The 24,037-nt window shown below is 39.2% G+C and carries 24 protein-coding genes, 2 tRNA genes and 1 riboswitch; of the genes, 4 read left to right on the forward strand and 22 right to left on the reverse strand.

All coding sequences use genetic code 11. The features are described from left to right. Positions 1-32: 32 nt before the first annotated feature. Both ACEPXD_RS12060 and ACEPXD_RS12065 read right to left on the reverse strand, forming a co-directional pair. The gene (locus ACEPXD_RS12060; RefSeq protein WP_391116216.1) at positions 33-407 is read right to left on the reverse strand and encodes a YolD-like family protein; all 375 of its coding nucleotides are present in this window, start codon (positions 405-407) and stop codon (positions 33-35) included. Next, a complete protein-coding gene (locus ACEPXD_RS12065) occupies positions 407-628 on the reverse strand; it encodes a transcriptional regulator (protein ID WP_391116218.1) in 222 nt (73 codons plus the stop codon). The genes ACEPXD_RS12060 and ACEPXD_RS12065 overlap by 1 nt, the downstream gene beginning before the upstream one ends. Positions 629-664: 36 nt before the next feature. Here ACEPXD_RS12065 and ACEPXD_RS12070 point away from each other — a divergent pair, with 36 nt between their 5' ends. Further along, entirely contained in the window at positions 665-937 is a 273-nt protein-coding gene (locus tag ACEPXD_RS12070) for a hypothetical protein (RefSeq protein WP_391116220.1), read from the forward strand. Positions 938-1,136: 199 nt separating this feature from the next. Here the strand turns inward: ACEPXD_RS12070 and ACEPXD_RS12075 are convergent. The 7 genes from ACEPXD_RS12075 to ACEPXD_RS12105 all read right to left on the reverse strand — a co-directional run bounded on the left by ACEPXD_RS12075 (position 1,137) and on the right by ACEPXD_RS12105 (position 9,598). Next, positions 1,137-1,210, reverse strand: a tRNA-Arg gene (locus ACEPXD_RS12075). A 1,291-nt stretch (positions 1,211-2,501) separates the two neighbouring features. After that, positions 2,502-2,708 (reverse strand): hypothetical protein, encoded by a 207-nt coding sequence (locus tag ACEPXD_RS12080; RefSeq protein ID WP_391116222.1) that lies wholly within the window; start codon positions 2,706-2,708, stop codon positions 2,502-2,504. A gap of 17 nt (positions 2,709-2,725) precedes the next feature. Continuing rightward, positions 2,726-4,183 (reverse strand): NCS1 family transporter, encoded by a 1,458-nt coding sequence (locus ACEPXD_RS12085; protein ID WP_391116224.1) that lies wholly within the window; start codon positions 4,181-4,183, stop codon positions 2,726-2,728. A gap of 57 nt (positions 4,184-4,240) precedes the next feature. After that, a complete protein-coding gene (gene preA / locus ACEPXD_RS12090; RefSeq protein ID WP_391116226.1) occupies positions 4,241-5,503 on the reverse strand; it encodes an NAD-dependent dihydropyrimidine dehydrogenase subunit PreA in 1,263 nt (420 codons plus the stop codon). An 11-nt stretch (positions 5,504-5,514) separates the two neighbouring features. Continuing rightward, complete coding sequence (locus tag ACEPXD_RS12095; protein WP_391116228.1) at positions 5,515-6,858, reverse strand: NAD(P)-dependent oxidoreductase; 1,344 nt, start codon at positions 6,856-6,858, stop codon at positions 5,515-5,517. Positions 6,859-6,886: 28 nt separating this feature from the next. Next, a complete protein-coding gene (hydA, locus tag ACEPXD_RS12100) occupies positions 6,887-8,290 on the reverse strand; it encodes a dihydropyrimidinase (RefSeq protein ID WP_391116230.1) in 1,404 nt (467 codons plus the stop codon). A gap of 60 nt (positions 8,291-8,350) precedes the next feature. Continuing rightward, entirely contained in the window at positions 8,351-9,598 is a 1,248-nt protein-coding gene (locus ACEPXD_RS12105) for a Zn-dependent hydrolase (protein ID WP_391116232.1), read from the reverse strand. A 214-nt stretch (positions 9,599-9,812) separates the two neighbouring features. Here ACEPXD_RS12105 and ACEPXD_RS12110 point away from each other — a divergent pair, with 214 nt between their 5' ends. Together ACEPXD_RS12110 and ACEPXD_RS12115 are read left to right on the forward strand one after the other, a co-directional pair. Next, positions 9,813-11,174: an aspartate aminotransferase family protein gene (locus ACEPXD_RS12110; protein WP_391123211.1), complete on the forward strand. Its 1,362-nt coding sequence runs from the start codon at positions 9,813-9,815 to the stop codon at positions 11,172-11,174. 22 nt (positions 11,175-11,196) lie between these two features. Beyond that, the gene (locus tag ACEPXD_RS12115) at positions 11,197-12,717 is read left to right on the forward strand and encodes a CoA-acylating methylmalonate-semialdehyde dehydrogenase (protein ID WP_391116233.1); all 1,521 of its coding nucleotides are present in this window, start codon (positions 11,197-11,199) and stop codon (positions 12,715-12,717) included. 378 nt (positions 12,718-13,095) lie between these two features. Here the strand turns inward: ACEPXD_RS12115 and ACEPXD_RS12120 are convergent, their stop codons facing one another. The 12 genes from ACEPXD_RS12120 to ACEPXD_RS12175 form a co-directional block, all read right to left on the reverse strand. Continuing rightward, positions 13,096-13,299 carry a hypothetical protein gene (locus ACEPXD_RS12120; RefSeq protein WP_391116235.1) on the reverse strand — a complete coding sequence of 68 codons (204 nt, stop codon included), beginning with the start codon at positions 13,297-13,299 and terminating at the stop codon, positions 13,096-13,098. Between the two features lie 119 nt (positions 13,300-13,418). Continuing rightward, positions 13,419-13,492, reverse strand: a tRNA-Arg gene (locus tag ACEPXD_RS12125). A 228-nt stretch (positions 13,493-13,720) separates the two neighbouring features. Then, positions 13,721-14,221, reverse strand: coding sequence for a metallophosphoesterase family protein (locus tag ACEPXD_RS12130; RefSeq protein ID WP_391116237.1), 501 nt, complete (start codon positions 14,219-14,221; stop codon positions 13,721-13,723). A 16-nt stretch (positions 14,222-14,237) separates the two neighbouring features. Continuing rightward, the gene (locus ACEPXD_RS12135) at positions 14,238-14,831 is read right to left on the reverse strand and encodes an XTP/dITP diphosphatase (RefSeq protein WP_391116239.1); all 594 of its coding nucleotides are present in this window, start codon (positions 14,829-14,831) and stop codon (positions 14,238-14,240) included. Continuing rightward, positions 14,828-15,592: a ribonuclease PH gene (rph, locus tag ACEPXD_RS12140; RefSeq protein WP_391116241.1), complete on the reverse strand. Its 765-nt coding sequence runs from the start codon at positions 15,590-15,592 to the stop codon at positions 14,828-14,830. The genes ACEPXD_RS12135 and rph overlap by 4 nt, the downstream gene beginning before the upstream one ends. A gap of 74 nt (positions 15,593-15,666) precedes the next feature. After that, positions 15,667-16,464, reverse strand: a complete 798-nt coding sequence (gene racE / locus ACEPXD_RS12145; RefSeq protein WP_391116243.1) for a glutamate racemase — start codon at positions 16,462-16,464, stop codon at positions 15,667-15,669. A 9-nt stretch (positions 16,465-16,473) separates the two neighbouring features. Next, positions 16,474-16,932, reverse strand: a complete 459-nt coding sequence (locus ACEPXD_RS12150) for a MarR family winged helix-turn-helix transcriptional regulator (RefSeq protein WP_391116245.1) — start codon at positions 16,930-16,932, stop codon at positions 16,474-16,476. Between the two features lie 209 nt (positions 16,933-17,141). Then, positions 17,142-17,372 (reverse strand): helix-turn-helix domain-containing protein, encoded by a 231-nt coding sequence (locus ACEPXD_RS12155; protein ID WP_151700519.1) that lies wholly within the window; start codon positions 17,370-17,372, stop codon positions 17,142-17,144. Positions 17,373-17,427: 55 nt separating this feature from the next. Next, positions 17,428-17,880, reverse strand: a complete 453-nt coding sequence (locus ACEPXD_RS12160) for an acyl-CoA thioesterase (protein ID WP_391116247.1) — start codon at positions 17,878-17,880, stop codon at positions 17,428-17,430. A 105-nt stretch (positions 17,881-17,985) separates the two neighbouring features. Further along, positions 17,986-18,762: a succinate dehydrogenase iron-sulfur subunit gene (gene sdhB, locus ACEPXD_RS12165; RefSeq protein WP_391116249.1), complete on the reverse strand. Its 777-nt coding sequence runs from the start codon at positions 18,760-18,762 to the stop codon at positions 17,986-17,988. A gap of 2 nt (positions 18,763-18,764) precedes the next feature. Beyond that, complete coding sequence (gene sdhA, locus ACEPXD_RS12170) at positions 18,765-20,525, reverse strand: succinate dehydrogenase flavoprotein subunit (RefSeq protein ID WP_391116251.1); 1,761 nt, start codon at positions 20,523-20,525, stop codon at positions 18,765-18,767. A 47-nt stretch (positions 20,526-20,572) separates the two neighbouring features. After that, the gene (locus ACEPXD_RS12175; protein ID WP_151700523.1) at positions 20,573-21,184 is read right to left on the reverse strand and encodes a succinate dehydrogenase cytochrome b558 subunit; all 612 of its coding nucleotides are present in this window, start codon (positions 21,182-21,184) and stop codon (positions 20,573-20,575) included. A gap of 291 nt (positions 21,185-21,475) precedes the next feature. Here ACEPXD_RS12175 and ACEPXD_RS12180 point away from each other — a divergent pair, with 291 nt between their 5' ends. Next, complete coding sequence (locus ACEPXD_RS12180; RefSeq protein ID WP_391116254.1) at positions 21,476-21,889, forward strand: YslB family protein; 414 nt, start codon at positions 21,476-21,478, stop codon at positions 21,887-21,889. Between the two features lie 627 nt (positions 21,890-22,516). On the opposite strand, the gene ACEPXD_RS12185 is transcribed toward ACEPXD_RS12180, so the two are convergent. Beyond that, entirely contained in the window at positions 22,517-23,734 is a 1,218-nt protein-coding gene (locus ACEPXD_RS12185) for an aspartate kinase (protein ID WP_391116256.1), read from the reverse strand. A 100-nt stretch (positions 23,735-23,834) separates the two neighbouring features. Continuing rightward, positions 23,835-24,014: riboswitch (Lysine riboswitch) on the reverse strand. Positions 24,015-24,037: the final 23 nt, after the last annotated feature.

The raw sequence follows: 24,037 nt of genomic DNA on the forward strand, positions 1-24,037 counted from the left end.
ATCTTTTAAAGCGGAATTCGCTAGATTTTGTTCTACTCAAAAATAGTAACATCTACTATTTCACCCAAAGTTAATGTAAACGATTGAAAAGTATCTTCCATTTCAATTATTCTTTTATTTAAGTCCACCCAAGTTATCCTACCAATCCGATAAAAAAATTCTCCGTCTTTCCATGTTTTCATTTCCACGTCTACATTTCTTTTCATAGCAATTCCAATTAATTCTTGTATTACTTCTAAATCCCATTCATCCAGTTGGGGGCGTGGTTCTTTCTTGGATGCTTCGTTATATTGTCGAATGAGGTTCACATGCTCTGGCAACATCATGGCCACCCACTTCTTTGAACCCCTGTCTCGGACTTTAGATAAGTCGAGTTTTTCATCGAAATGATCATTTAAATAAGTCATTAGATTATATCCTTCTTTCTGTTCATGACAGGAATGCAAGCGAGAATATTTTCAATAAGGAAAGTACGTTTTGCATGTCTCGTGAAACAATACGCTTGAAATGATTCACCTTGCAACTTCAAAACTTTTATCCGCCGTTTCGTCACTTCGCCACTTCTCGATAAATACATCACATCCATTAATTGTCCATAACGCATGGCTTTCAAAAGCTTTTCTTTCACACTAACCCCTCCATAAAGAACATTTGTTCTTATTATATGCAAACATATGTTTTATATCAATGGAAAATACTTCTGCGCAAAAATTATTCACTCTTTAGCTGGTTAAGGGCATTTGAAAACTTTTGGTCGTCTATTTCAAGTCGAAAGTCACGAAATGGATTGACTTGCTTATTTAAACGATCTATAGCAGATGGAATTGTAAACAAATCAGGTTTTAGTGAATCACACACTTCCTCCTATTTTAAAGGACAGCTCGTAAATACGGCGTTGCAAATAGAACAATTTAGGTTTGACTTAGGACTTATCTAAATAAAAAATAGCAAGAGCGGAAAATTTAAAGAAGAAATGAGGTTCAAATAATGAGGTGTGTACTATGTATGTTTAAACTTAAAACTCTATCTACATTAAAGGAATTCTCATAAAACAAAAAAACGCTTCAATTCCTAATATAACCAGGAATTGAAGCGTTTTAATGTCGACTCTAAATGAACCTATCAGAGCCTTGAAACGTCCCAGGAGAGATTCGAACTCCCGACCGACGCCTTAGAAGGGCGTTGCTCTATCCAGCTGAGCTACTGAGACTTAAGATCAAAGAAATCATAGCATTATTGGAACAATATTTTCAACGTGACCAAATTTAGCTACTTTATTATTATAATGGAAATTTAACATTTTGCAAGCTTTATTTAACTTTTTTTATGTCGACTGTTTCACTCAACCAATAGATGCTAACCTAAATGTTGCAAGTAAGAAAGTTTTCATCATACATATACTATATGATAAAGAGAGTTATTCATGAATCATTAAATTCAAATAATCCCCTTTATATTTTTATTGCTTCATACTTTACTAAATTACTTCCCCAGGAGGACGTTTTCTAGAGCCTTTAAACCCTTATACACTAACGTTTTTTCTATTCAATGAGCATAATACGTGTAAATGCTTTTAATGAAGTGAATTGTTATAAAAACTTACTTTTTCGAGTTGGAATCCATTTTTCTCTTAAACTATATGCACTGACAACATTATGCATCTTTATGTATTTTGCAACTTATAATACTCATCTTCGAATTCATTTGCTTGGCTTAGAATAGCTTTACTAATTGAATCAATTTCATAATTCTGAGCCCCGCCGGCTTTAAGTATAAAGTGAGAAAAAATAGAGTACCTCCCAAAATCCTATATAATGATAGTCATTACACACACATTAACAGACATGTGAAATGCTCTATGCCTATTATACGACAAGAAAGCCCACTTATTCAGGCGATATCGGAAGGTTTCGTCTCAGATGAAATGATAGCCATTGATGCAACTCATATAGTAGCACGCGATTGAGCTCTATCTAAATCAGATAAGGTGAAAAAAGAACCCCAAACTCCTCTAGTTGCCCACTTTCTGTTGATGTTCCACATCCCGTCAAAACAAAAGCTACCGCCATCAGGCTAAAGACAAAATAAAATATTTTGTATCGCGCGAAAATATTCTTTTCCAACTCCTCTATCTAATCAGTCTACTAATAATATAACTATAAGATAATTCACGACAACTCAGTTGCAAACGAATTGTTTAGTGAAACTCTCATATATTTCCTCGTCAACCTATTCACTCCTCAAATAAAATATTGCCCTTTCCTTGTTTTTAAGATTTCACAAGTACTATTCACTACACTTGATCAACTTCACAAAATCAGAATCCAACACTTAAATTTTCTGACCGTTCTAACATATTAACCTCTATATTTCTTACAAAATCGATACTTTTAAATTGGCCAACCATTTGCTAATGAAGATAAAAAGACAACATTAAAACTCTATTCTAGTATGTAATAGAATAGAGTTTTCACCACTTCATATTAAATTGACATACCTGCTTACAACAGGGTTTGTTCTAGGAGCTTTGCCGCAAAATATTTACGCGCTTCGGCAGTCAAAATCTGCAAAGTTATTTCTTCTTCCTGCCGTTTAAACTCGACAAACATCCCGCTTAAATTTTCCTGTACAGAATGGACTTTAAAGCCCTTGTCTAAATAGTCATCTACTTGTTCCATTTCATCCAAACTTAACAAATGATCCGACATAGACACACCCCACTTTTTTATTCAGCCTTTTTTTCTTCAATTTCTTGCACGTCGATATCGTCCCAATCATGACCAACTGTTATACCTAAATACTCCGCGTCACTAGGATTGTTTAGTTCGGCTTGCGGGTACTTTTTAAACCACCAATATTTCGCCAAGACATAGTACACAATTGCCCCCACGAAAAAGCCCACCAATGAAGAATACGTTGGGAACATATTCGCTAAGGCACCACCGATCACCCAAGCGATTAACCCCGCTACGTTAAAGCCATTCATATATTTATATTGGCCGTCTAACTCGTACAGTTCTTTTACGTTCACACGACGTTTACGGATTAAATAATAATCGGCGAATAATATCCCCACAATTGCTGTTAAAATACCGCCAATGATTAATAACGCATCGACTAATACGCCAAATAAGCTCCACGGCTGTACTACAATCCCAATAACCCCCGCTATTATAACACCAGCCCAGAATGGCACTTTTGGTCCGCCAATGTTTGAGAAAATCGTTGCCGCAGGAATAACATTTGCGGACGTGTTTGTTGACCATTGCGCTAACACAATCATTAGCAATAAAACCCCTAACACAATTCCACTTGCACTTTGCTGCAAGGCATTTATCGGATCCGCAGATGCCACTGCCATATAAGCCACTGCACCTATAGTTACCATAAATGTATTGGTAATCGGCATCACGATTAAAGAACCAATTAACTGCGTTTTATTGCGCTTGAACCAATTGCGTTCATTTTTTGGCGCTTTAAAGAAACGTGATAGTGTTGGCATATCAGCTGCTAACGTTGCCCAGAATCCCATGTTCGCCATCATCACAACCATGAATGCTGTAAAAGCTGCCATCCCTGTCGTCGGTGATTCTATCCAAGTCCACACATTTTTCCCTTGAGCCGTTGCGTGATCGGCAAGCGTAATATACATCCAGCACGATATTAATATAATAACCGGCGCAGCAAAATCCGCAAAGCGCTCAATGGATTTAATGCCTAGCGAGGTGTTAATTAACTGTAATGCCGCAAAAACAAGGAAACATAAAAACCAATTATTAAAGTCAAATAATAAATTCAAAATCCCATTGATAGCCATTGCACCAAAATAGGTGTTAAGCCCAAACCAACAAGCAGCTGTCACCCCACGAACGAGGGATGGTATGTGCGTGCCAATTGTACCAAATGGGGCACGCATATAAACCGGGAAGGATAAGCCGTGCTCAATACCAATGTCACCGATTAATGTCATAAATACACCGATTAAAACGGAACCTATCACAGTCGCTAAAATTACCATAGGCAATGACAAAGTCATAATAGCTGATCCACCAATTGCAAAGGCGGCTAAAACGATGGCCATCCCTATCCAAATTACTGCAAAACCAAATGTCCCGATACTTCTTTTTTGATGTGTCACTGGAAGTAAATCTGGTGATTTTAAATAATCTCCACCATTCGCCATACATGTCTCTCCCTTATATTATATTTCCAGTTAACGCACAAACAATCGTTCTCTTTTTTATCGAGTAAAATTGCTGATAAGTGATTGACGTTCGTTCCAAGTCATTGGCGCAATAGTTGACATTCTTTCGACCATCGAAATCGCACCGTCTACGGGGCACACAATCGCGCATAAATTACAGCCTACACAATCTTGTTCACGTACTTTTAGCATAGGGCGACCACTCTCTGTGTATAGGTCAATACATTGATGCGACGTATCTTCACACGCAATATAGCATTTATTGCAATTAATACAAACATCATTATTAATTTCAGCAACAATATTGTAGTTTAAATCTAAGTCACCCCAGTTAGAATAACGTTGAACCGACTGCCCGACTATATCCATCACTGAGGAAATGCCCTTCTCATCCAAATAGTTATTAAGTCCATCAATCATATCTTCGACAATACTAAATCCGTGGTGCATCGCTGCTGTACAAACTTGTACGCCTGTTGCACCCATCAGCAAAAATTCCGCAGCATCCTGCCAATTTGAAATCCCACCAATTCCTGAAATTGGTACATTGACGAAAGGATTCCGTGCACATTCTGCAACCATATTTAGTGCAATCGGCTTGACAGCAGGACCACAATATCCGCCATGTGCCCCCTTCCCACCAACATGCGGCACCGTATTCCATGAATCTAAATCGACACCCGCTAAGCTGTTAATCGTATTAATCATACTAACAGCATCTGCCCCACCACGCACTGCCGCTTCTGCCGTCATCGTAATATCCGTAATGTTTGGCGTTAGCTTGACGATAACAGGTGTACGTGCAACTTCCTTCACCCAGTACGTTTGCTTTTCAACCAATTCAGGTACTTGACCAGAGGCAGCTCCCATTCCTCGTTCTGCCATCCCATGTGGACAACCAAAATTAAGCTCAAGACCATCAACCCCCACAGCTTCTACTTTTTTGACAATCTCATGCCACTTTTCCTGCTGTGGCTCTACCATTAATGAAGCGATAATGGCATGATTAGGAAATCTTTTTTTCGTTTCAAGAATTTCCTGTAAATTAACCTCTAACGGACGATCCGTAATGAGCTCAATATTATTAAAGCCCGCTACTCTCTGTCCGTTAAAGCTGACAGCCGCAAATCGCGATGAAACATTTAAAATTGGTTCTCCTAATGTTTTCCAAACTGCGCCACCCCAGCCCGCTTCAAATGCACGTTGCACTTGATAGCCCGAATTTGTCGGTGGTGCCGATGCTAACCAAAATGGATTCGGTGATTTAATCCCGGCCAAGTCAATTCGTAAGTCTGCCATGCTACATCCCCCTATGCATTCTCGCTCGGTTTTCTCAAATGCTTATGAATGGTGTAAGCAGCATCTTTACCTTGCTGTGCAGCTGTTACCACCATTGCTTCCCCTTGGCCATTGCCGAACACGACATCTCCACATGCAAACACTTTGTCATTCGATGTTTGCAAAGTCGTTTCGTCAATGTCTACTACTCCGTTCGTATGCTGTAATCTAAACGCTTCAATGAGCGAGACAAAGCGCGTTTGCCCAATTGCTTTAATGACCGCATCCACCTCTAAAACAAACTCAGATCCCTTGATTACCTCAGGTCGTTTCCTACCGTCTGCCCCAGCATCTCCAAGCTTCATCTTGACGCATTCAAGTCCCACTACTCTCCCTGCCTCATCACCAATAATCTGTTTCGGCGCTGTCAGCCACTTAAATCCAACGCCATCCTGTTTAGCAAATTCATATTCATATTGATAGGCAGTCATCTCTTTTTCTGTTCTTCTATAAAGAATGTCCACTTGCTCCGCACCTAGTCGCACAGCACAGGTTGCACCATCGATGGCTGTGTTACCTGCACCGATAACCGCAACACGTTTATTGATTAAGTCTTCCGTTAGTGCACCCATTTTCGTGCGCTTTACAAACTCAATGGCATCATGAACGCCATCTAGCTCCTCACCTTTAATGCCAAGATTAGGCACGACCCCCATACCAACCGCTAAAATAACGCTGTCATATTCCGCTAAAATTTTATCAGCAGATATATCTACGCCTACTCTTGTGTTTGTTTTAATGTCCACACCAAGCTTTACAACTTGAGCCACTTCCCAATCCACTACTTTATTGGGTAATCTGAATGACACAATTCCATAGTTGCCCAAGCCACCTGCCTTTGCTTCTGCTTCAAAAATTGTGACACTATAGCCGAATCGACTAAGTTCACGCGCCGCCGATAGACCAGCTGGACCTGCGCCAACAATCGCTACCTTTTGTCCATTTGGTTCACCTTTCTTAAATAGCTCGACGTCTGATTCCATCGCCCAATCTGTTGCATAACGTTGCAATTGTCCTATTTTAATAGGTTTTGTCGATGAATTTAACACACATGCTCCTTCACATAACACCTCGGTCGGACATACTCGCGCACAGCTTGCACCAATCGGATTTGCCTCCATAATCGTCATGGCCGAACCTTTCATATTATTGGAAGCAATTTTTTTGATGAAATTCGGAACTTGAATACTTGTCGGACATGCTGTAATGCAAGGTGCGTCATAGCAGTACAGACAGCGATTAGCCTCTTCCATTGCTTCATTTTTTGTCATCCTGCTACTCATTTCCACAAAGTTTCGTTCGAGTTGCGAGTTCATTGAAACATTCCCCCTCATGGATTGATGTTTACACGGTGATAGTTTGTACAGTCGTCGGCTGCAGTGCACGCTTGATATATTGGCCACTGCCTAATTCGCCTACAAATTGTTTGTTTTTAATGACGTATTCTCCACGCACAAGTACACTGATAGGCTCTCCTGTCACTTCCCAGCCCTCATATGGGTTGTAGTCGACATTCATATGGTGGGTGTTCGCTGAAATCTCACGTTTTACCGCAGGATCAAAAATTACGATATCCGCGTCAGAACCAATAGCAATCGTTCCCTTTTGTGGATATAAGCCGAAAATTTTTGCGGCATTTGTCGAAATCATATCGACGAAGTCATGGATGGATATTCGTCCTTTCACCACACCTTCAGAAAATAAAATGCTGAAACGATCTTCGATAAACGGTCCACCATTTGGAATTTTAGAAAAGTCATTTAACCCTAATTGCTTTTTCCCGTTAAAGCTAAATGAACATTGGTCCGAGCCAATTGTTTGCAGTTGCTTGGCTTTCAACGCATTCCACAAATGCTTTTGATGATACTTCGGACGAAGTGGTGGTGACCAAACATATTTCGCCCCCTCGAAGCCTGGCTGTCCTAACGCTGACTGATCGAGTGTTAAATAAGGTGGACATGTTTCCCCATACACATCATAGCCCTTTTCACGCGCTGCGATAATTTCATCTAGTGCTTCTTTACACGTCACATGTACAACATAAAGCTTGGCTCCTGCAATATGCGCTAGTTCTATGGCCCGTTTCGTGGCCTCACCCTCTAATTCAGCGGGACGCGTCAGTGCGTGATAAATTGGCGCCGTCTGACCAGCTAGCTTCGCCTCCTCTACTAATTCGTCGATGACTGAGCCATTTTCACAGTGCACCATGACAACAGCACCTATGTCTTTTGCGATTTTAAAAGCTTTGAACAGCGTACGGTCTGTCGCCTGGAATTCTTTCGCGTAAGCCATGAACACCTTGACTGACGTAATCCCTTCCTGCTCTAGTATCAACGGTAACTCGTCCTCTGTTTCAGGCGTTAAATCACCAATCATTAAATGGAAACCGTAGTCTATGGCCGATTTACCCTTTGCTTTTACATGCCACTTTTCCACAGCCGTCGCAAGTTTTTCTTCTCCCGCAGATAAGCAAAAATCCAAAATGGTCGTCGTCCCACCGAAGGCAGCCGCGATTGTACCCGACTTCCAATCATCGTCTGTCACCGTGTTGTTGAACGGCATATCCAAATGCGTATGAGGATCAATCCCCCCCGGCATCACGTATTTACCCGTTGCATCTACAATTTCCGCTCCATCAGCTGATAAGTTTTTGCCGATTTGCACAATTTTACCGTTCTCTATTAAAATATCTGCCTCATACATATCTGAGGCTGTTGCTATAAGTCCACCTGTAATTATTTTTTTCACACTAATCTCACCTTTCCATTAATGAATGTAAATTTTATTAACATCTAGGAATATGCTAGTTCATTGGTTTAGTGTGTATTTGCCACCCATGCTGAACTTCTTTTGTAATGTCAACACGGTTGCCAATAACACGTCTGCTCCCTTGGCACAGTCTTCAAATGTTGTTTCTTCCTCCTCGCAATGACTTTTCCCATTGATACTTGGAACAAAAATCATTGCTGAGGGGATGAAGCTCGCGATATACTGCGCATCATGCCCGGCCCCACTGAACATTCGATGGAAGGAATAGCTAAGTTCCTGACATGATTTTTCCACTTCATTGCAAATAGCTACATCAAAAAATACCGTCTCCCGCCCCCATAGCTTCACCGGGCGAATGTGGCAACCGCTTTCCTCTAAAACTAAGCCTGTCAATAGTTTCTCCACTTTACGGATCACCGCGGGATTTTGATGACGCGAATCCATGCTGAACACTACTTCGTTCGGAATGACTGTATGAATATTTGGTGCCACATGCATACGCCCAAATGTGAACACAAGCTCTTCGTCAATTTTGCCCAACTGCTCATGTAAAGACGATATTAGACGAGACGCCACAATCATCGGATCTTTACGCATCGACATCGGTGTTGTGCCAGCGTGATTTGATTCACCTGTCACGGTAATTTCATAGCACACCATGCCTAAAACGCCTTCGACCACACCTATATCACACTGCTTTTCTGCTAACACTGGTCCTTGTTCAATATGCAACTCAATATAAGCAAGCGCATCTGTTAAACGACTTCCTCGCTCCCCCTCATAGCCACTTGCCTGCAATGCTTCTTGAAAAGTAATGCCATTTTTATCGAGAGACTTCAGCATTTTTTCTTTACTGAATTTTGAAGCGAGTACACCGGAACTCATCATCGCCGGATCGAAGCGTGCACCTTCTTCATTCGTAAAATTCACAAGCATTAATGGAACCTCGAGCTCAACGTCGTTTTCTTTTAACGTTCGTATCGCCTCTATGCCTGTTAAAATACCTAAGACACCATCAAACCTGCCACCTTTTTCAACAGAATCTAAATGTGATCCTATTACGATTGGTTGGCAATCTTTTTTTCCTGGTAGAGTCGCATAGATATTGGCCATATCATCTATTTGAATATCCATGCCTAACCCTTTGCATATTTCACAAAAATAGTCTCTCCCTAATACATCCTCTTTTGATAGGGACAAACGGGTTACGCCTCCATTGACAGTTGCACCAAATTGACTAAATCGTTCAATCAACTCCTGTAATCGACTGCGATTACTTTTAAACATATGCAAGTCCTCTCTTTCATAGTTATTAATAAGTGATTCATTATAAAAACTATAAAGCAAGTGTATTCGGGATATACGGAAATAATACTAAAAGTTTATTTATCTTACATTATGTTCAAATCTACTTTTCCGAATAAACTGAATAATATGTCTATAGAATAATATAAATGATGGATTGATAGCATAAGATAAAATGAAGGAGTGATGATGTTTGATGAAGAATTTAACGAGTCAAAATTGGCAAGTAAAAGATGAACAATATGTATGGCATTCCATGAAGCCCTACAACCCAAACGCGACGGCAATCATTCAGAAATCGAAAGGCGCGTGGATAACGGACATTGATGGGAAACGTTATTTAGATGCCATGTCTGGTTTATGGTGTGTAAACGTTGGCTACGGGCGAGAGGAAATCGCCAAGGTCGCTTACGAGCAATTACTGGAAAATACCTATACTCCCCTATCCGTTGGGCACATCCCTGCCATTAAACTAAGCGAAAAAATCAGCGAATTATTAGGCGATGATTATGTTGTTTTTTTCTCTAATAGCGGTTCAGAGGCGAATGAAGCCGCCTTCAAAATCGCACGTCAATACCATCAGCAAAAAGGGCACACAAATCGCTCAAAATTTATTTCTCGTTATCGCGCTTACCACGGCAGTACAATGGGGGCATTAGCGGCAACAGGACAAGCACAGCGCAAATATAAATACGAACCGTTAGCACCTGGTTTCATTCATGTTGCACCACCAGATGCCTACCGTGCAAACGAAGATCATTTTACAGAGCCAGCTGCCCTACCGTCTGTTCAGGCGATCGATAATGTCATGACGTGGGAAATGTCCGATACGATTGCCGGCGTTATACTCGAGCCTATTATTACGGGCGGCGGCGTGATAATGCCACATGCGGACTATTTGCGTGGTGTAAAAGCAGTTTGTGAAAAGCATGGGGCCTTGCTCATTGTCGATGAAGTAATTTGCGGCTTCGGTCGTACAGGCAAAGCATTCGGTTTCCAAAACTATGGCATTCAGCCGGATATTGTAACCATGGCAAAAGGTTTAACAAGCGCATATATGCCGTTATCTGCTACAGCTGTGCGTCGCGAAATTTATGAGGCATTTGCAGGGAGCGAGGAGTACGACTTTTTCCGCCACATCAACACATTCGGGGGTTCTCCAGCGGCTTGTGCAGTTGCCCTCAAAAATATCGAAATTCTGGAAAATGAAAATTTATTTGCTCGCTCAGAAGAAATGGGAGCAATTATCCATGCAGAACTACAAGAACGCTTAAAGAATCATCCAAATGTGGGCAACATCCGCGGTAAAGGCTTACTGATTGGCATTGAACTTGTAAGTGACAAAAATACCAAAGCGCCACTTGATGTAACTATTGTCAATAAAGTCATTTCTTTATGTAAAGAACAAGGGGTAATCATCGGAAAAAATGGTGTCACGGTTGCAGGCTTTAACAATACTTTAACACTCGCTCCACCACTGATTATTTCATTAGCAGAAAAAGATTTGATTGTTGAAAAACTTACGCATGCTTTAAATGAACTACTGCCAAATGCGTAAAACAAAAAGGGGAAATGATTGAATGGTAACGAATACAGAGGTAAAAGAACTAGGGCACTTTATTAATAATGAAATCGTTGCGGGCTTAAGTGGTCACTTCTCAGATGTTTTCAATCCAAGTTCAGGGGCAGTGATTGCACGTGTCCCTATTGCAACAAAAGAGGAAGTGCAAGGCGCAATTGCAACTGCTAAAGCAGCCTTTCCAGCATGGCGCGCGCTATCAGTTGGCAAACGCGTTGAAATTGTTATGAAGTTTCGTCAATTGATGACCGATCGTATAGATGCGCTTATCGACATCATTTGTATCGAAAGCGGTAAAACAATCGAGGATGCTAGAGGTGAAATCACACGTGGTTTAGAATCCGTCGATTTAGCCATCAATGCGCCTCACCTATTAAAAGGCGATTACTCCGTCAATGTGGGCGGAGATATTAATGCTTATTCCACAAAAGTACCACTCGGCGTCGTTGCAGCTATTTCCCCATTCAACTTTCCAGTGATGGTGCCACTTGCCATGACAAGTATGGCGGTCGCAGTCGGCAATTCCGTCATTTTAAAGCCGTCCGAGCGCGTGCCCTGCTCCGCATTATTTTTATCGGGACTGTGGAAAGAAGCGGGTTTACCAGATGGTGTTTGGACAGTCATCAATGGCGACAAGGATGCGGTCAACGAGCTATTAGAAAACCCTGCTGTTGAAGCCATTTCGTTTGTCGGATCCACAGCAGTCGCTGATTATATTTACACAACCGGTTCAAAATACGGCAAGCGCGTTACGGCATTAGGTGGCGGTAAAAATAATATGATTGTCATGCCAGATGCAGATTTAGAACAGGTCGTAAATGCATTTATAGGCGCTGCTTATGGAGCCGCTTCCCAACGCTGTATGGCCATTTCCACAATCATTCCCGTTGGCGAAGAAACAGCGAATAACCTTGTCAAATTACTGGCTGATAAAATCTCAAAATTAAAAGTGGGGCCGTACACAGATTCAGACGTTGATTTTGGACCTGTTATTACAAAGCAATCAAAGGACGCGATCATTGGCTTTATCGACCGTAGCCTAGAAGAAGGCGCTACACTCGTATGCGATGGTCGCAACCCAGACATCGCTGAAAATTCCAACGGCTTCTATCTTGGCCCTACCCTATTAGACAACATCAAACCTGGCATGGAAATTTATGAGCAAGAAGTTTTTGGTCCTGCTCGTAACGTCGTCCGGGTAGATTCATTAGAGGAAGCAATCGACTTAATCAATGCACATGAGCTCGGTAACGGTGTCACAATTTTCACGAATAACGGAGCCTCCGCTCGCAAATTCACTACGGAAATTGATGTCGGCATGGTTGGGGTAAACGTGCCAATTCCAATTCCTGTTGGTTATCATAACTTTGCTGGTTGGAAACGCTCTCGATTCGGCGAGGGGCATATGTTTGGGCCTGACCAAGTCCGCTTCTTCACCAAAACCAAAACCATTTCAGAAAAATGGTTTGAAGAAAACAGCGAATCCGTGTCAACATTTGCTTTTCCAAGTAACAACGACTGATGGTGCGCGTAAAATATACTACTAGTCATTCAGAAAATTAGCTATTATTTTTAAAATCGCAAATGCTTTTTAGTTAAAAATAGGGCACCGCTTGTTCGTTATTGAACTGATATGCTCCCCATTAGGTAGACAGATGAACAAATAAAATCTGTTTACCTAGGGGGAGTATTCTTTATGGCTCGAAGTAAGTATTCTCTTGAAGTGAGACTACAAATTCTTAATTTATTAATCGTAATAAATAAATTACTGTTATCTTCTTTGTATTCATCTCTGATGAGATTATTCTACTTTACAATTACTTGTAATAGGTAAAGCATTTGTTCATCTATCTTTTCTAACCAAGTGTAAATAACATCGCTGGTTATAACTATCAGAAATTCAACTTAGTTCCCTGATAAAGTAATGCACAATTGTACGGTAATCGTATAACGTTCTTTCACGACAGCCACTTACTTCAAGTTGCTTTATAATCACAGTCAATGCTTGTTTAATCTGTAAATCATTCCGCTTCTTCACCTGTGTTCTTACATGAAATAACGGTTGTTCAATTTGGATATCAAATATCCCCTTCTTTTTAGTCAAAAGAAAAAAGCACCTCCACCTACAATTCTTTAGTACAGAATCTCGACTGACCGAGTACTGTAAAAATGAATCATAAGCGAAAGTGCTTATTTCTCTAAATATAACGTTATAAAACGGTACGTCCCAGGAGAGATTCGAACTCCCGACCGACGCCTTAGAAGGGCGTTGCTCTATCCAGCTGAGCTACTGAGACCAAGTACTCCCCCACCACACAGATAGGAAAGACAAGATTTATTATATAATGATAATTACTTTAAGTCAATGCTATTTCGTATTTTTTAAAGTTGAATTATTAAAATGTTTTGCTCCTAGTTATTAAAGATATTACTCCCGGTCTAATACCAAATGCGAAATTCAATACTTCTAAACAACCTGGTAGAATTCTTAGATTAACTCACAAATTAATAACACATTTAGATCTTTAACATTCAAAATGAACTTGTTCAAGTAATCGATGTTCTGCAGAAAAAAAGGATACCCTCCATTGTTTGTCCAACTTTTCCACAATTGAATAGCTTTTTTCCTTTCTTCCACGTGGCTGATGTAAGCTACCTGGATTAACAAAAAGAATGTCATTATTTACTTCTGCACCGAGCAAATGAGAATGGCCAAAGAATACAACAGATGCTTGTACTTCCTGGGCACGATAAAATAATGGCATAAGCGTCGATTTTATTTGATATAAATGTCCGTGCGTCACATAGATTGTTTCGTTTTCCACTTGAAAAGTAACATCAATAGGGAAGTGAGAATCTACATCACAATTCCCTTTAACAACATGTACAGATTTATCTTCAAAATAAGAAAAATCCAGTTCACTATCACCACAATGAATCACAGCATCCACATCTTGGTGATACTGCATAACCTGTTCCATCGTTTTTTTATCACCATGTGTATCACTCATTAGTAATAATTTCATCCCATTACCTGCTCGTTTATAATAAATCGGCAAGATGATCGGAAAGTTTTTTAATCGCGTTTCCTCTATGAGAAATTGCTCCTTTTTCTTCCGCCGATAGCTCTGCCATCATTTTATTTTCAGAAGGAACATAAAAGATTGGATCATAGCCGAATCCATTAGTCCCTCTTCTTTCTTTTGCTATGACACCTTCGCAAGTGCCTCTTACGGTAACTGATTCTAGATTGGGAGATGCAATTGCAATTGCGCAAACGAACCTAGCAGAGCGATTTAGTTCCTCCACGTTTACAAGCTCTTCAAGTACTTTATCGATATTTGCTTCGTCACTTTTCTCTTCTCCAGCATATCTCGCAGAATAGATACCTGGGCGACCGTCTAATGCGTCAATTTCAAGTCCGCTATCATCAGCAATCACCATCGTTTGTAAACGCTCAGAGAGTGCTGTCGCTTTAATTAATGCATTCTCTTCAAATGTAGTCCCTGTTTCTTCGACATCCATATCGTCTGCCACATCATGCAATGTTTGCACATCATATCCGAGAGGTCCAAATAGCGCTTCAAAGTCCTTTGCTTTTCCTTTATTCTTAGTAGCAATAATTATTTTTTTCATTCTGTTACCTGTCCTTTATCGCCAATTTTGGTCGCTAATTCACCAAGTGCAGCACGTTGAACTTCCATTAAATGTTGAATACCTATTTCTCCAAATTCAAGTAACTCCAACAATTGTTTTTTGGAGAAAGTGGATTCCTCACCTGTACCTTGAAGTTCTACATATTCTCCACTGCTCGTTTGCACGATATTCATATCAACAGTAGCTGTAGAATCCTCTTCATAATTTAAATCTAATACCACACCAATATTTTCTACTATCCCAACACTTGTTGCAGCTAAATATTCACGTACTGGGAATACTTGCAAACCCTTTTCTTTGTACAGTTTTCCAAGAGCAATTGTTAAGGCAACAAAAGCCCCTGTAATACTCGCCGTTCTAGTACCACCATCTGCTTGGATTACATCACAGTCAATCCAAATGGTTTTCTCTCCGATACTTTCTAGATCCACAACTGAACGCAATGCTCGTCCTATTAGGCGTTGAATTTCCATGGTGCGACCTGTAACCTTCCCTTTAGACGCTTCTCGTTGTGTGCGCGATTCTGTTGCACGAGGTAGCATGGAATATTCCGCTGTAATCCACCCCTTACCTTGTCCTCTTAAAAATGGTGGTACTCGGTCCTCTATTGTTGCATTGCAAATGACTTTTGTACGTCCTACCGTTATTAAAACGGAGCCTTCTGGATGAATTAAATAATCTGTTTGCATGTGGATATCTCTTAATTGATTTACTTCTCTACCATCTGTTCTAGTTGTCATAAATTTCTCCTTTTTTAAACGGATATGTAAGCAAAAGAAAACCCCGTTTTTCGAGGATTCTCAAGCTAACAGGGTCATGTGAATGATATAGTTCTTACATCTGCATTCGGCAATTCTAACCACTTTTCTACGATTGTCTTGAATATGGGAATAGATCCGGTTGTATAAAATATCGGTTTTTTATAGCCGACAATTGGATTATGCATGTGATGGAAGTTTAAATACCCCAATACTTCTTGGGCAGTTTCCTCCGCTGAAGAGAGTACTATTACCTGTGGACCAACTGATTCCTCAATATACTGTTGCAATAAAGGATAATGAGTACATCCAAGAATAACAGTATCGAATTGTTCGTTTTTTAATGGTAATAACGTGTTAAAAACCATACTACGAGCAAATTCACCTTCATACTCATTGCTTTCGACAAGAGGCACAAAGGTAGGACAGGCGAGAGGTATCACTTTACTGGACGTATTTAAAGAAGCAATCGCAGTTTCATAAGCTCCGCTTTTAATCGTACCGCTTGTACCTAACACTACAATTTCATTTTTTTTTGTGGCTTTCATGGCCGCACGCGCCCCTGGAAAAATAACGCCAATTACTGGAAAAGGCAATTTTTTGCTCAATGAATTAAGTGCTACTGCCGTTGCTGTATTACAAGCTATAACAAGCATTTTTATATTCATTTTCGACAAAGCAATTGCCATCTGCCAGGTAAATTTGCGTACTTCTCCTTCAGAACGCGGTCCATATGGACATCTTGCCGTATCACCTATATAAATAATTTCTTCACTTGGTAATAGTCGCATTATTTCTTTTGCAACCGTTAACCCGCCAACTCCAGAGTCTATAACGCCAATCGGGGCTTTCACTTGAATTCCTCAGTTCTTTTTCATCTCTTGGTGTAGTTTTTCTAGTAATGTAGATAGATTCGTTACTTCGTCTGAATTAAATTGATCTAGTATGTCTTCTAAATAATGTTGTCTTTTGGCAATTACTTCTTCTATTATACGTTCGCCCTCTTTTAACAAATGTATACGCACTACTCGACGATCTTGTTCATCTCTTATCCTTTGAACAAGCGCACTCTTTTCCATACGATCAATTAAATCGGTCGTTGTACTAAAAGCTAAATACATTTTATTTGATAAATCACCAATTGTCATATCTCCATGCTCCAAGAGCCATTGTAGTGCCACAAACTGTGGGGGAGTAATTGTATAGGCATGTAACATTTGACGCCCTTTTTGCTTTATAATACCTGATATATGTCTAAGTTCTTTTTCTAAAAAAGCTACTTCATCGTGATTATGTTTTACATTCTTTATTTCATCTGCCATCTGATCCATCACTCCTCAAAACGATACATACTAAGTATTATTGTGACGTGTTCTGAGGAAAATGGCAAGGATTCTAAATAAAATACGTTAAAACGTATTTCCTCCTAGGTTTTGAATCGAGGTAGCAAGATAAACTTCTCTACAAAATCTTCAGCGTCTACCGAAGACTTTAACCCTATTCATTAGCAGACTTGAGCTGCAGAATAAGGTTAATTCAACGACAATTCACCTAAACGTAATAATTCAACAATCGCTTGAGACCTACCCGATACCCCAAGTTTTTGTATCGTATTAGAAATATGATTCCTTACTGTTTTTTCACTTATAGATAACTGAATAGATATTTCTTTCGTAGAATGATCTTCTACTAATAACTGAAAAATTTGACGTTCCCTGTTCGTCAGTATTGATCGATGCTGATTACTATCATACAATGCCATAGCCCCCTATCCACTCTTCTACTAACGTATGTAGCGTAGGGAGAGTAGGTGACGGCTAGTTATGCTCACTTTTAAAAATTTTTATTTCTTCATCCGACCATTTAGAACCTTTTCCAGTTTTTTTATCAATCTGCACAATTGTTCCCCTACCAGTAAAAACGATTTCACCTTTTTCATTCTTTGCCATGTAATGAAGATCAGCGGATGATGAACCAACAGAATTTGCTTTTACATAAATACGTAATTTCTCGTCAAAAAAGACTTGCATCATATAATCACATTGCAAATCAGCTACCACTGGAATCGTTTCACCATTCGGATTTAGCCAATCATTCATTAACTGTATATGCTTTAAATATTCTATACGTGCATACTCAAAATATGCAAAAGTTACCGTATTATTTAAATGACCATACATATCCGTTTCCGAAAAACGAACACTCACCTCGGAATAAAACGTAAATTCCTCTTCCCAACTCTTAATATCTTCTATGTAAGTAATTCTCATGGTAACAATCCCCCCTTATAAATGAATGAATATTCATTTATTGTATCAAACAAATAAAAAATCTGCATAGAAATTAATATTCTACACAGATTCCCTATTATTTAATTAGTCAACCATATGGTCGCTTCCGAAGAAGTTTTTGAACATTTGAACCGTTGTATCACGGTTTAAAGCTGCAATGGAAGTTGTTAATGGAATACCTTTTGGACATGCAACGACACAGTTTTGTGCGTTACCACAGTTTGCAAGGCCACCATCACCCATAATTTCATTTAAACGTTCGTCTTTATTCATAGCACCTGTTGGATGTGCATTGAATAAACGAACTTGTGAAAGTGGTGCTGGGCCCATAAATGAAGAACCACTATTAACGTTCGGACATGCTTCCAAACATACACCACAAGTCATACATTTTGACAACTCATATGCCCATTGACGTTTACGTTCAGGCATACGAGGTCCTTCACCAAGATCATAAGAACCATCGATTGGAACCCAAGCTTTTACTTTTTTCAAAGAGTCAAACATGCGTGTACGGTCCACTTGAAGATCTCGAACAACTGGGAAAGTTTTCATTGGCGCCAAACGAATAGGTTGTGTCAGTTGATCTATAAGAGCAGAACAAGACTGACGTGGCTTATCGTTAATTACCATCGAACAAGCCCCACATACCTCTTCCAAACAGCTCATATCCCAAGTTACTGGAGTAGTAGCTTTACCGTCCGTATTAACTGGATTTTGTCGAATCTCCATTAATGCAGAAATAACATTCATATTTGGACGCCAGTTCACTTCAAATTTTTCCCAATAAGGTGTAGATTCTGGTGTATTTTGACGTAATATTTCAACTTGTACTTTTTTTGTTTCTGTTGCTGTAACCATTATTAATTTTCTCCCTTCTTAGAAGAATAATCACGTTTACGAGGTGCAACAAGTGATACATCTATATCTTCGTAATGGAAAATCGGAGCTCCAGTAGCTGGATCAAATTTAGCCATCGTCGTCTTCATAAATTCTTCATCATTTCGTTCCGGGAAATCCGGTTTATAATGTGCTCCACGACTTTCGTTACGATTAAGTGCACCTAATGTAATTACACGTGCTAAATATAGCATATTTTTTAATTGACGAGTAAATGATGCACCTTGGTTAGACCATTGTTGTGTATCATCCATATTAATATTCTCATATCGTTCAAGTAACTCTAGGATTTTTTTGTCCGTAGCTTCAAGTTTGTCGTTGTAACGAACAACCGTTACATTATCTGTCATCCACTCACCTAGTTCTTTATGAAGTAAGTAAGCATTTTCAGTACCTTTCATCGCTAACGTTTGATCCCATTTCTCTTGTTCAAGTTTAACTTCCGCATCAAAAATAGCATCGTCCATATCTACCGCATGAGTATTCAAGTCTTTCATATACTTCACTGCATTAGGACCTGCAACACTACCGCCAAATACAGCAGATAGTAAAGAGTTGGCTCCTAAACGGTTGGCTCCATGCTGTGAATAATCACATTCCCCTGCAGCAAATAATCCAGGGATATTTGTCATTTGATCGTAATCTACCCATAATCCACCCATAGAATAGTGAACAGCCGGGAAAATTTTCATCGGAACTTTACGTGGGTCATCACCTGTAAATTTCTCATAGATTTCGATAATACCACCTAACTTAACGTCAAGTTCATGTGAATCTTTATGAGAAAGGTCTAGATAAACCATGTTTTCACCGTTAATACCAAGTTTTTGGTTAACACATACATCGAAAATTTCACGAGTTGCAATATCACGTGGTACAAGGTTTCCATAAGTAGGATATTTTTCCTCAAGGAAATACCAAGGTTTACCGTCTTTGTATGTCCAAATACGTCCACCTTCACCTCGTGCAGATTCTGACATTAAGCGTAATTTGTCATCACCAGGAATTGCTGTTGGATGAATTTGGATAAATTCTCCGTTTGCATAATGAGCTCCTTGTTGATATACAATTGATGCTGCAGAACCAGTGTTAATAATTGAGTTTGTCGTTTTACCGAAAATAATTCCTGGCCCACCAGTTGCCATAATAACAGCATCTCCGCGGAATGCACGAATTTCCATTGTTTGAAGGTTTTGTGCTTTAATACCACGACAAACGCCTTCATTATCTTTTATTATTCCAAGGAATTCCCATCCTTCGAATTTTGTAACTAATCCATCGACTTCGAATCGACGAACTTGCTCATCCAAAGCATAAAGTAATTGTTGACCAGTCGTTGCTCCCGCGAAAGCAGTGCGGTGCATTAATGTACCACCGAAACGACGGAAGTCTAATAACCCTTCAGGTGTTCGATTAAACATAACACCCATACGGTCAAATAAGTGAATTATTCCAGGTGCAGCATCTGCCATAGCTTTTACTGGAGGTTGATTTGCTAAGAAGTCCCCACCATATACAGTGTCATCTAAATGAACTGTTGGTGAATCACCTTCACCTTTTGTATTTACAGCTCCGTTAATACCACCTTGAGCACAAACAGAGTGTGAGCGTTTTACAGGAACTATTGAAAATAGGTCTACATGCGTGCCATCTTCGGCCGCTTTCATTGTTGCCATTAATCCAGCTAATCCACCGCCGACAACAATTAGTTTACTTTTTGCCATGTTTATCTCACTCCTCATTTAATAGTAGTTGAACTTGTAGAAGGATCTTATCTAAACGCTAATAGAGCTTGTACACCAACTACAGATAACGCTAAGAAGATTACTAATGTTACATATGTAACAATTTGTTGGGATTTAGGTGATTGCGTAAAGCCCCAGCTAACTAAGAATGACCAAATACCATTAGCTAAATGGAATGTAGCAGCTACGATCCCAACGATATAAAAGCCAAACATCCATGGATTTGATAAAATATTTGCCATCATATCAAAATTAACTTCATCCCCTGCGATTGCCGTTTGAATCTTCGTTTCAAAAACATGCCAGGCAATAAATACAACAAGAAAAATTCCAGTAAAACGTTGTAAAATAAATAAATAATTACGAAGAGTACCAAAATTTTTCGGATTATTTTTCGCTGTAAATGCAATGTAAATTCCGTAAAATGCGTGGAACAATAATGGTAAATAAATTATGAAGATTTCCATTATAAGCAAAAACGGCAAACTTTCCATAAAATTCGATGCGTTATTAAATGCATCTGCTCCTCTTGTAGCAAAATGGTTTACTACTAAATGTACCATCAAAAACAAACCAACAGGAATTATTCCTAAAAGTGAATGTAATCGACGCCAGTAAAATTCGCGATTTTTCGACAAAACAGTTGCCCCCCTCAATTTTCCATTTGGCTTACTTGAATACTATTGTAAAAAAGCAATATAATTCACCACTTTTTCACATCATCATGTTACGTATTTATGACATATCCATTGTACTCTCATCATTTTAGAGCGTCAAGGCATCTTTATTTTTTTCTAAATTCTTAAAGCTTACATCTTTCTATAATGATTCGTTTCCTTTTTCACAAACTATTACTCTTACCAACTGAATTTTTTTCTGATAAAATAAACAAGTACAAATGACATTTTTTTAGAAAGAAGGGTTGCTACTTGAATGAAAAGGAACATTCACATGTAACTTCCTTTGGATATGAATTAATACGAGATCACGTTCTTGCTTCTATTCTCGGAAAACATGAAAAAGATATTTTATACTGGGCCGGAAAAGATCTAGCCCGAAAGTTTCCACTATATACCATGGAGGAAGCTTTAACATTCTTTCACGAAGCTGGTTGGGGTACTTTGAAATTAGAAAAAACAACAAAGGATTCCGCATACTATACTTTAGAAACGTATAATCTACCGCAAAGCGGGCTTAGTAGAAGTCATCGATTAGAGGCTGGCTTTCTAGCCGAACAACAACAGAAAATTGGTGGGTATATGGCAGAGTGCTTTGACGAACAAGTAAAGAAAAATGGAATTGTTACGTTTCAGATCAAATGGGATTTGAAAGCAACTATCTAAACTAACCGATTTGCATTTAAAACAAAAACAATGTACATGTCGTTCAGTACATTGCTTGCTTAGATTAAAGATAAAATGGTTTCGGAAATGTCTGACATTCCCGAAACCTTTTATTTTCCCTACTCATTCTGTTGATTTTTTGACATCAATGCGGAACATCTCTAATTAATAGATAAAGGAAATAGCTGCAAGGGACTCTGTTTAGGATTAATAAACTGTGCATTTACTCATATAAGGGCTTGTTTGTTTATTACTTTTACCGTCCACCGTGTACATGAATCAGTGGGTGTATGATTAGAGTAGGTGGTACTAGAGAAAAATAGCTAGCATCCATGTATAAAGAAGTGCTGAGCGGACGAAATTGTATCTTCGCCCGCTTTTAAAAGAGTAGGATAGCATCTAATCTCTCATTATCCAAACCAATTACATCGTGTCTCTACGCAATCCAAGAGGGCGACGGACAAACATCTGCCACAAGATTACCGAAAAAAGAGGATCTGGAAGTGACTGAGTCACTTCCAGATTCTCAATAAAATTCTTCGTTAATAGTGTAGCTGATGTTTTGTCCAAAGCACTCTGGAAATAGTAAAGACAAGATGCACTAAAAGGACACTTTCGTTTTTCTTATTAAACAAGTGCCAGCCCGAACTCATCATGCAAAGCATTTGCAGCTTGGATCATGTCATTTTGTGGAACGACAACAGAAACCTTAATTTCAGATGTACTTACCATCTTCACTGGAATGTTTTCTTTTCTCAGACGATCAAACATCTGTGCTGCAACACCAGGATTAGAAACCATTCCCGAACCAACAATCGACACCTTTGCAAGCCCTACCTCAAAATCTGCAAAAGTGAAACCTAGCACTTGTTTATTGGATTCTAAAACAGTTATTGCTTCCGCTAACGATTCTTTTTTTATAGAAAAAGAAACAGCAGGTTTTACACCCTCAACAATTGACTGAACAATAATATCCACATTTATATGATTTGCTGCAAGGGTAGTAAATATAGAAGCCAATGAACCATTAAATGCCACTTCATATTCTATTGTTAAACGGACAATATCAGATTCAAAAGCTACCCCACGAACAACTAAGTTATTTTCCACATCTACTTCCTCCTTTAAAATCGTTCCCTCTTCATCGTTATAGCTTGAACGTACACGTAAGGGAATTTTGTAGTTTTTAGCAAATTCTACAGCCCTAGGATGTAAAACTCCTGCTCCTAAATTGGCTAATTCAAGCATTTCATCATACTCTAATTGCGCTAACTTTCTAGCTTTCGTTACAAACCTAGGATCAGAAGTAAATACACCATCTACATCTGTATAAATATCACAAATGTCAGCTGCAATAGAAGCTGCAATTGCTACAGCCGTTGTATCCGACCCTCCTCTACCAAGTGTTGTAATTTCATCTAACTCGGACACTCCTTGAAATCCCGCGACGATTACTACTTTATTTTCAGCAAGTACATTCAAAATTTTAGTTGCATCTAACTTCACTACTTTTGCATTTCTATGTACTTCATTTGTTTGTAAACCTGCTTGCCAACCTGTTAAAGAAACGGAATCAATTCCGATGTCGTTTAATTTGATCGAAAGTAAGGACATGGTTGCTTGCTCTCCCGTGGAAAGAAGCATATCCATTTCCCTTTTATTTGGTGTTTCTGATAATTCATAAGCTAAGTTAGCTAAATCATCTGTAGTCTTACCCATTGCAGACACTACAACTACAATGTCATGCCCTTTTTCTTTCTCTCGACTAATACGATGTGCAATATTTGCAATTTTTACGGTTGTCGCAACCGAAGTTCCACCAAACTTCATTACTATCTTGCTCATGTACATCTTCTCCCTTGTTTCAATGATAAGCTAAAGATAAAAAAATGCTTTTCACATATTGTGAAAAGCATTGTCTCATACACGGTCAAAAAAATTGTCCATGTGAGATAGCCCTCCAGAATAATCCACTCTGACAATCCTACATTTATTAAATGCAGAACCAACATATGAAAAGGAAAAGCTTTTCTATGTTTCGGCGAATGACCCTTTCCTCAACGATTACAGGATCTTTCCATCCTCCTGTTGAGTACTTTTGTCAATTCGCGCCTCTATCTTCACTTTTTAAGTGATTATTAAATTGTT

The organism is Psychrobacillus sp. L3, from assembly GCF_042945595.1.
GTDB lineage: Bacteria > Bacillota > Bacilli > Bacillales_A > Planococcaceae > Psychrobacillus.

Coding starts and splice junctions, on each gene's coding strand:
- ACEPXD_RS12060 (WP_391116216.1), bottom strand. CDS start 407: ATGACTTATTTAAATGATCATTTCGATGAAAAACTCGACTTATCTAAA.
- ACEPXD_RS12070 (WP_391116220.1), top strand. CDS start 665: ATGCAAACATATGTTTTATATCAATGGAAAATACTTCTGCGCAAAAAT.
- ACEPXD_RS12080 (WP_391116222.1), bottom strand. CDS start 2,708: ATGTCGGATCATTTGTTAAGTTTGGATGAAATGGAACAAGTAGATGAC.
- ACEPXD_RS12085 (WP_391116224.1), bottom strand. CDS start 4,183: ATGGCGAATGGTGGAGATTATTTAAAATCACCAGATTTACTTCCAGTG.
- preA (WP_391116226.1), bottom strand. CDS start 5,503: ATGGCAGACTTACGAATTGACTTGGCCGGGATTAAATCACCGAATCCA.
- ACEPXD_RS12095 (WP_391116228.1), bottom strand. CDS start 6,858: ATGAACTCGCAACTCGAACGAAACTTTGTGGAAATGAGTAGCAGGATG.
- ACEPXD_RS12105 (WP_391116232.1), bottom strand. CDS start 9,598: ATGTTTAAAAGTAATCGCAGTCGATTACAGGAGTTGATTGAACGATTT.
- ACEPXD_RS12110 (WP_391123211.1), top strand. CDS start 9,813: ATGAAGAATTTAACGAGTCAAAATTGGCAAGTAAAAGATGAACAATAT.
- ACEPXD_RS12115 (WP_391116233.1), top strand. CDS start 11,197: ATGGTAACGAATACAGAGGTAAAAGAACTAGGGCACTTTATTAATAAT.
- ACEPXD_RS12130 (WP_391116237.1), bottom strand. CDS start 14,221: ATGAAATTATTACTAATGAGTGATACACATGGTGATAAAAAAACGATG.
- ACEPXD_RS12135 (WP_391116239.1), bottom strand. CDS start 14,831: ATGAAAAAAATAATTATTGCTACTAAGAATAAAGGAAAAGCAAAGGAC.
- rph (WP_391116241.1), bottom strand. CDS start 15,592: ATGACAACTAGAACAGATGGTAGAGAAGTAAATCAATTAAGAGATATC.
- ACEPXD_RS12150 (WP_391116245.1), bottom strand. CDS start 16,932: ATGGCAGATGAAATAAAGAATGTAAAACATAATCACGATGAAGTAGCT.
- ACEPXD_RS12155 (WP_151700519.1), bottom strand. CDS start 17,372: ATGGCATTGTATGATAGTAATCAGCATCGATCAATACTGACGAACAGG.
- ACEPXD_RS12160 (WP_391116247.1), bottom strand. CDS start 17,880: ATGAGAATTACTTACATAGAAGATATTAAGAGTTGGGAAGAGGAATTT.
- sdhB (WP_391116249.1), bottom strand. CDS start 18,762: ATGGTTACAGCAACAGAAACAAAAAAAGTACAAGTTGAAATATTACGT.
- sdhA (WP_391116251.1), bottom strand. CDS start 20,525: ATGGCAAAAAGTAAACTAATTGTTGTCGGCGGTGGATTAGCTGGATTA.
- ACEPXD_RS12185 (WP_391116256.1), bottom strand. CDS start 23,734: ATGAGCAAGATAGTAATGAAGTTTGGTGGAACTTCGGTTGCGACAACC.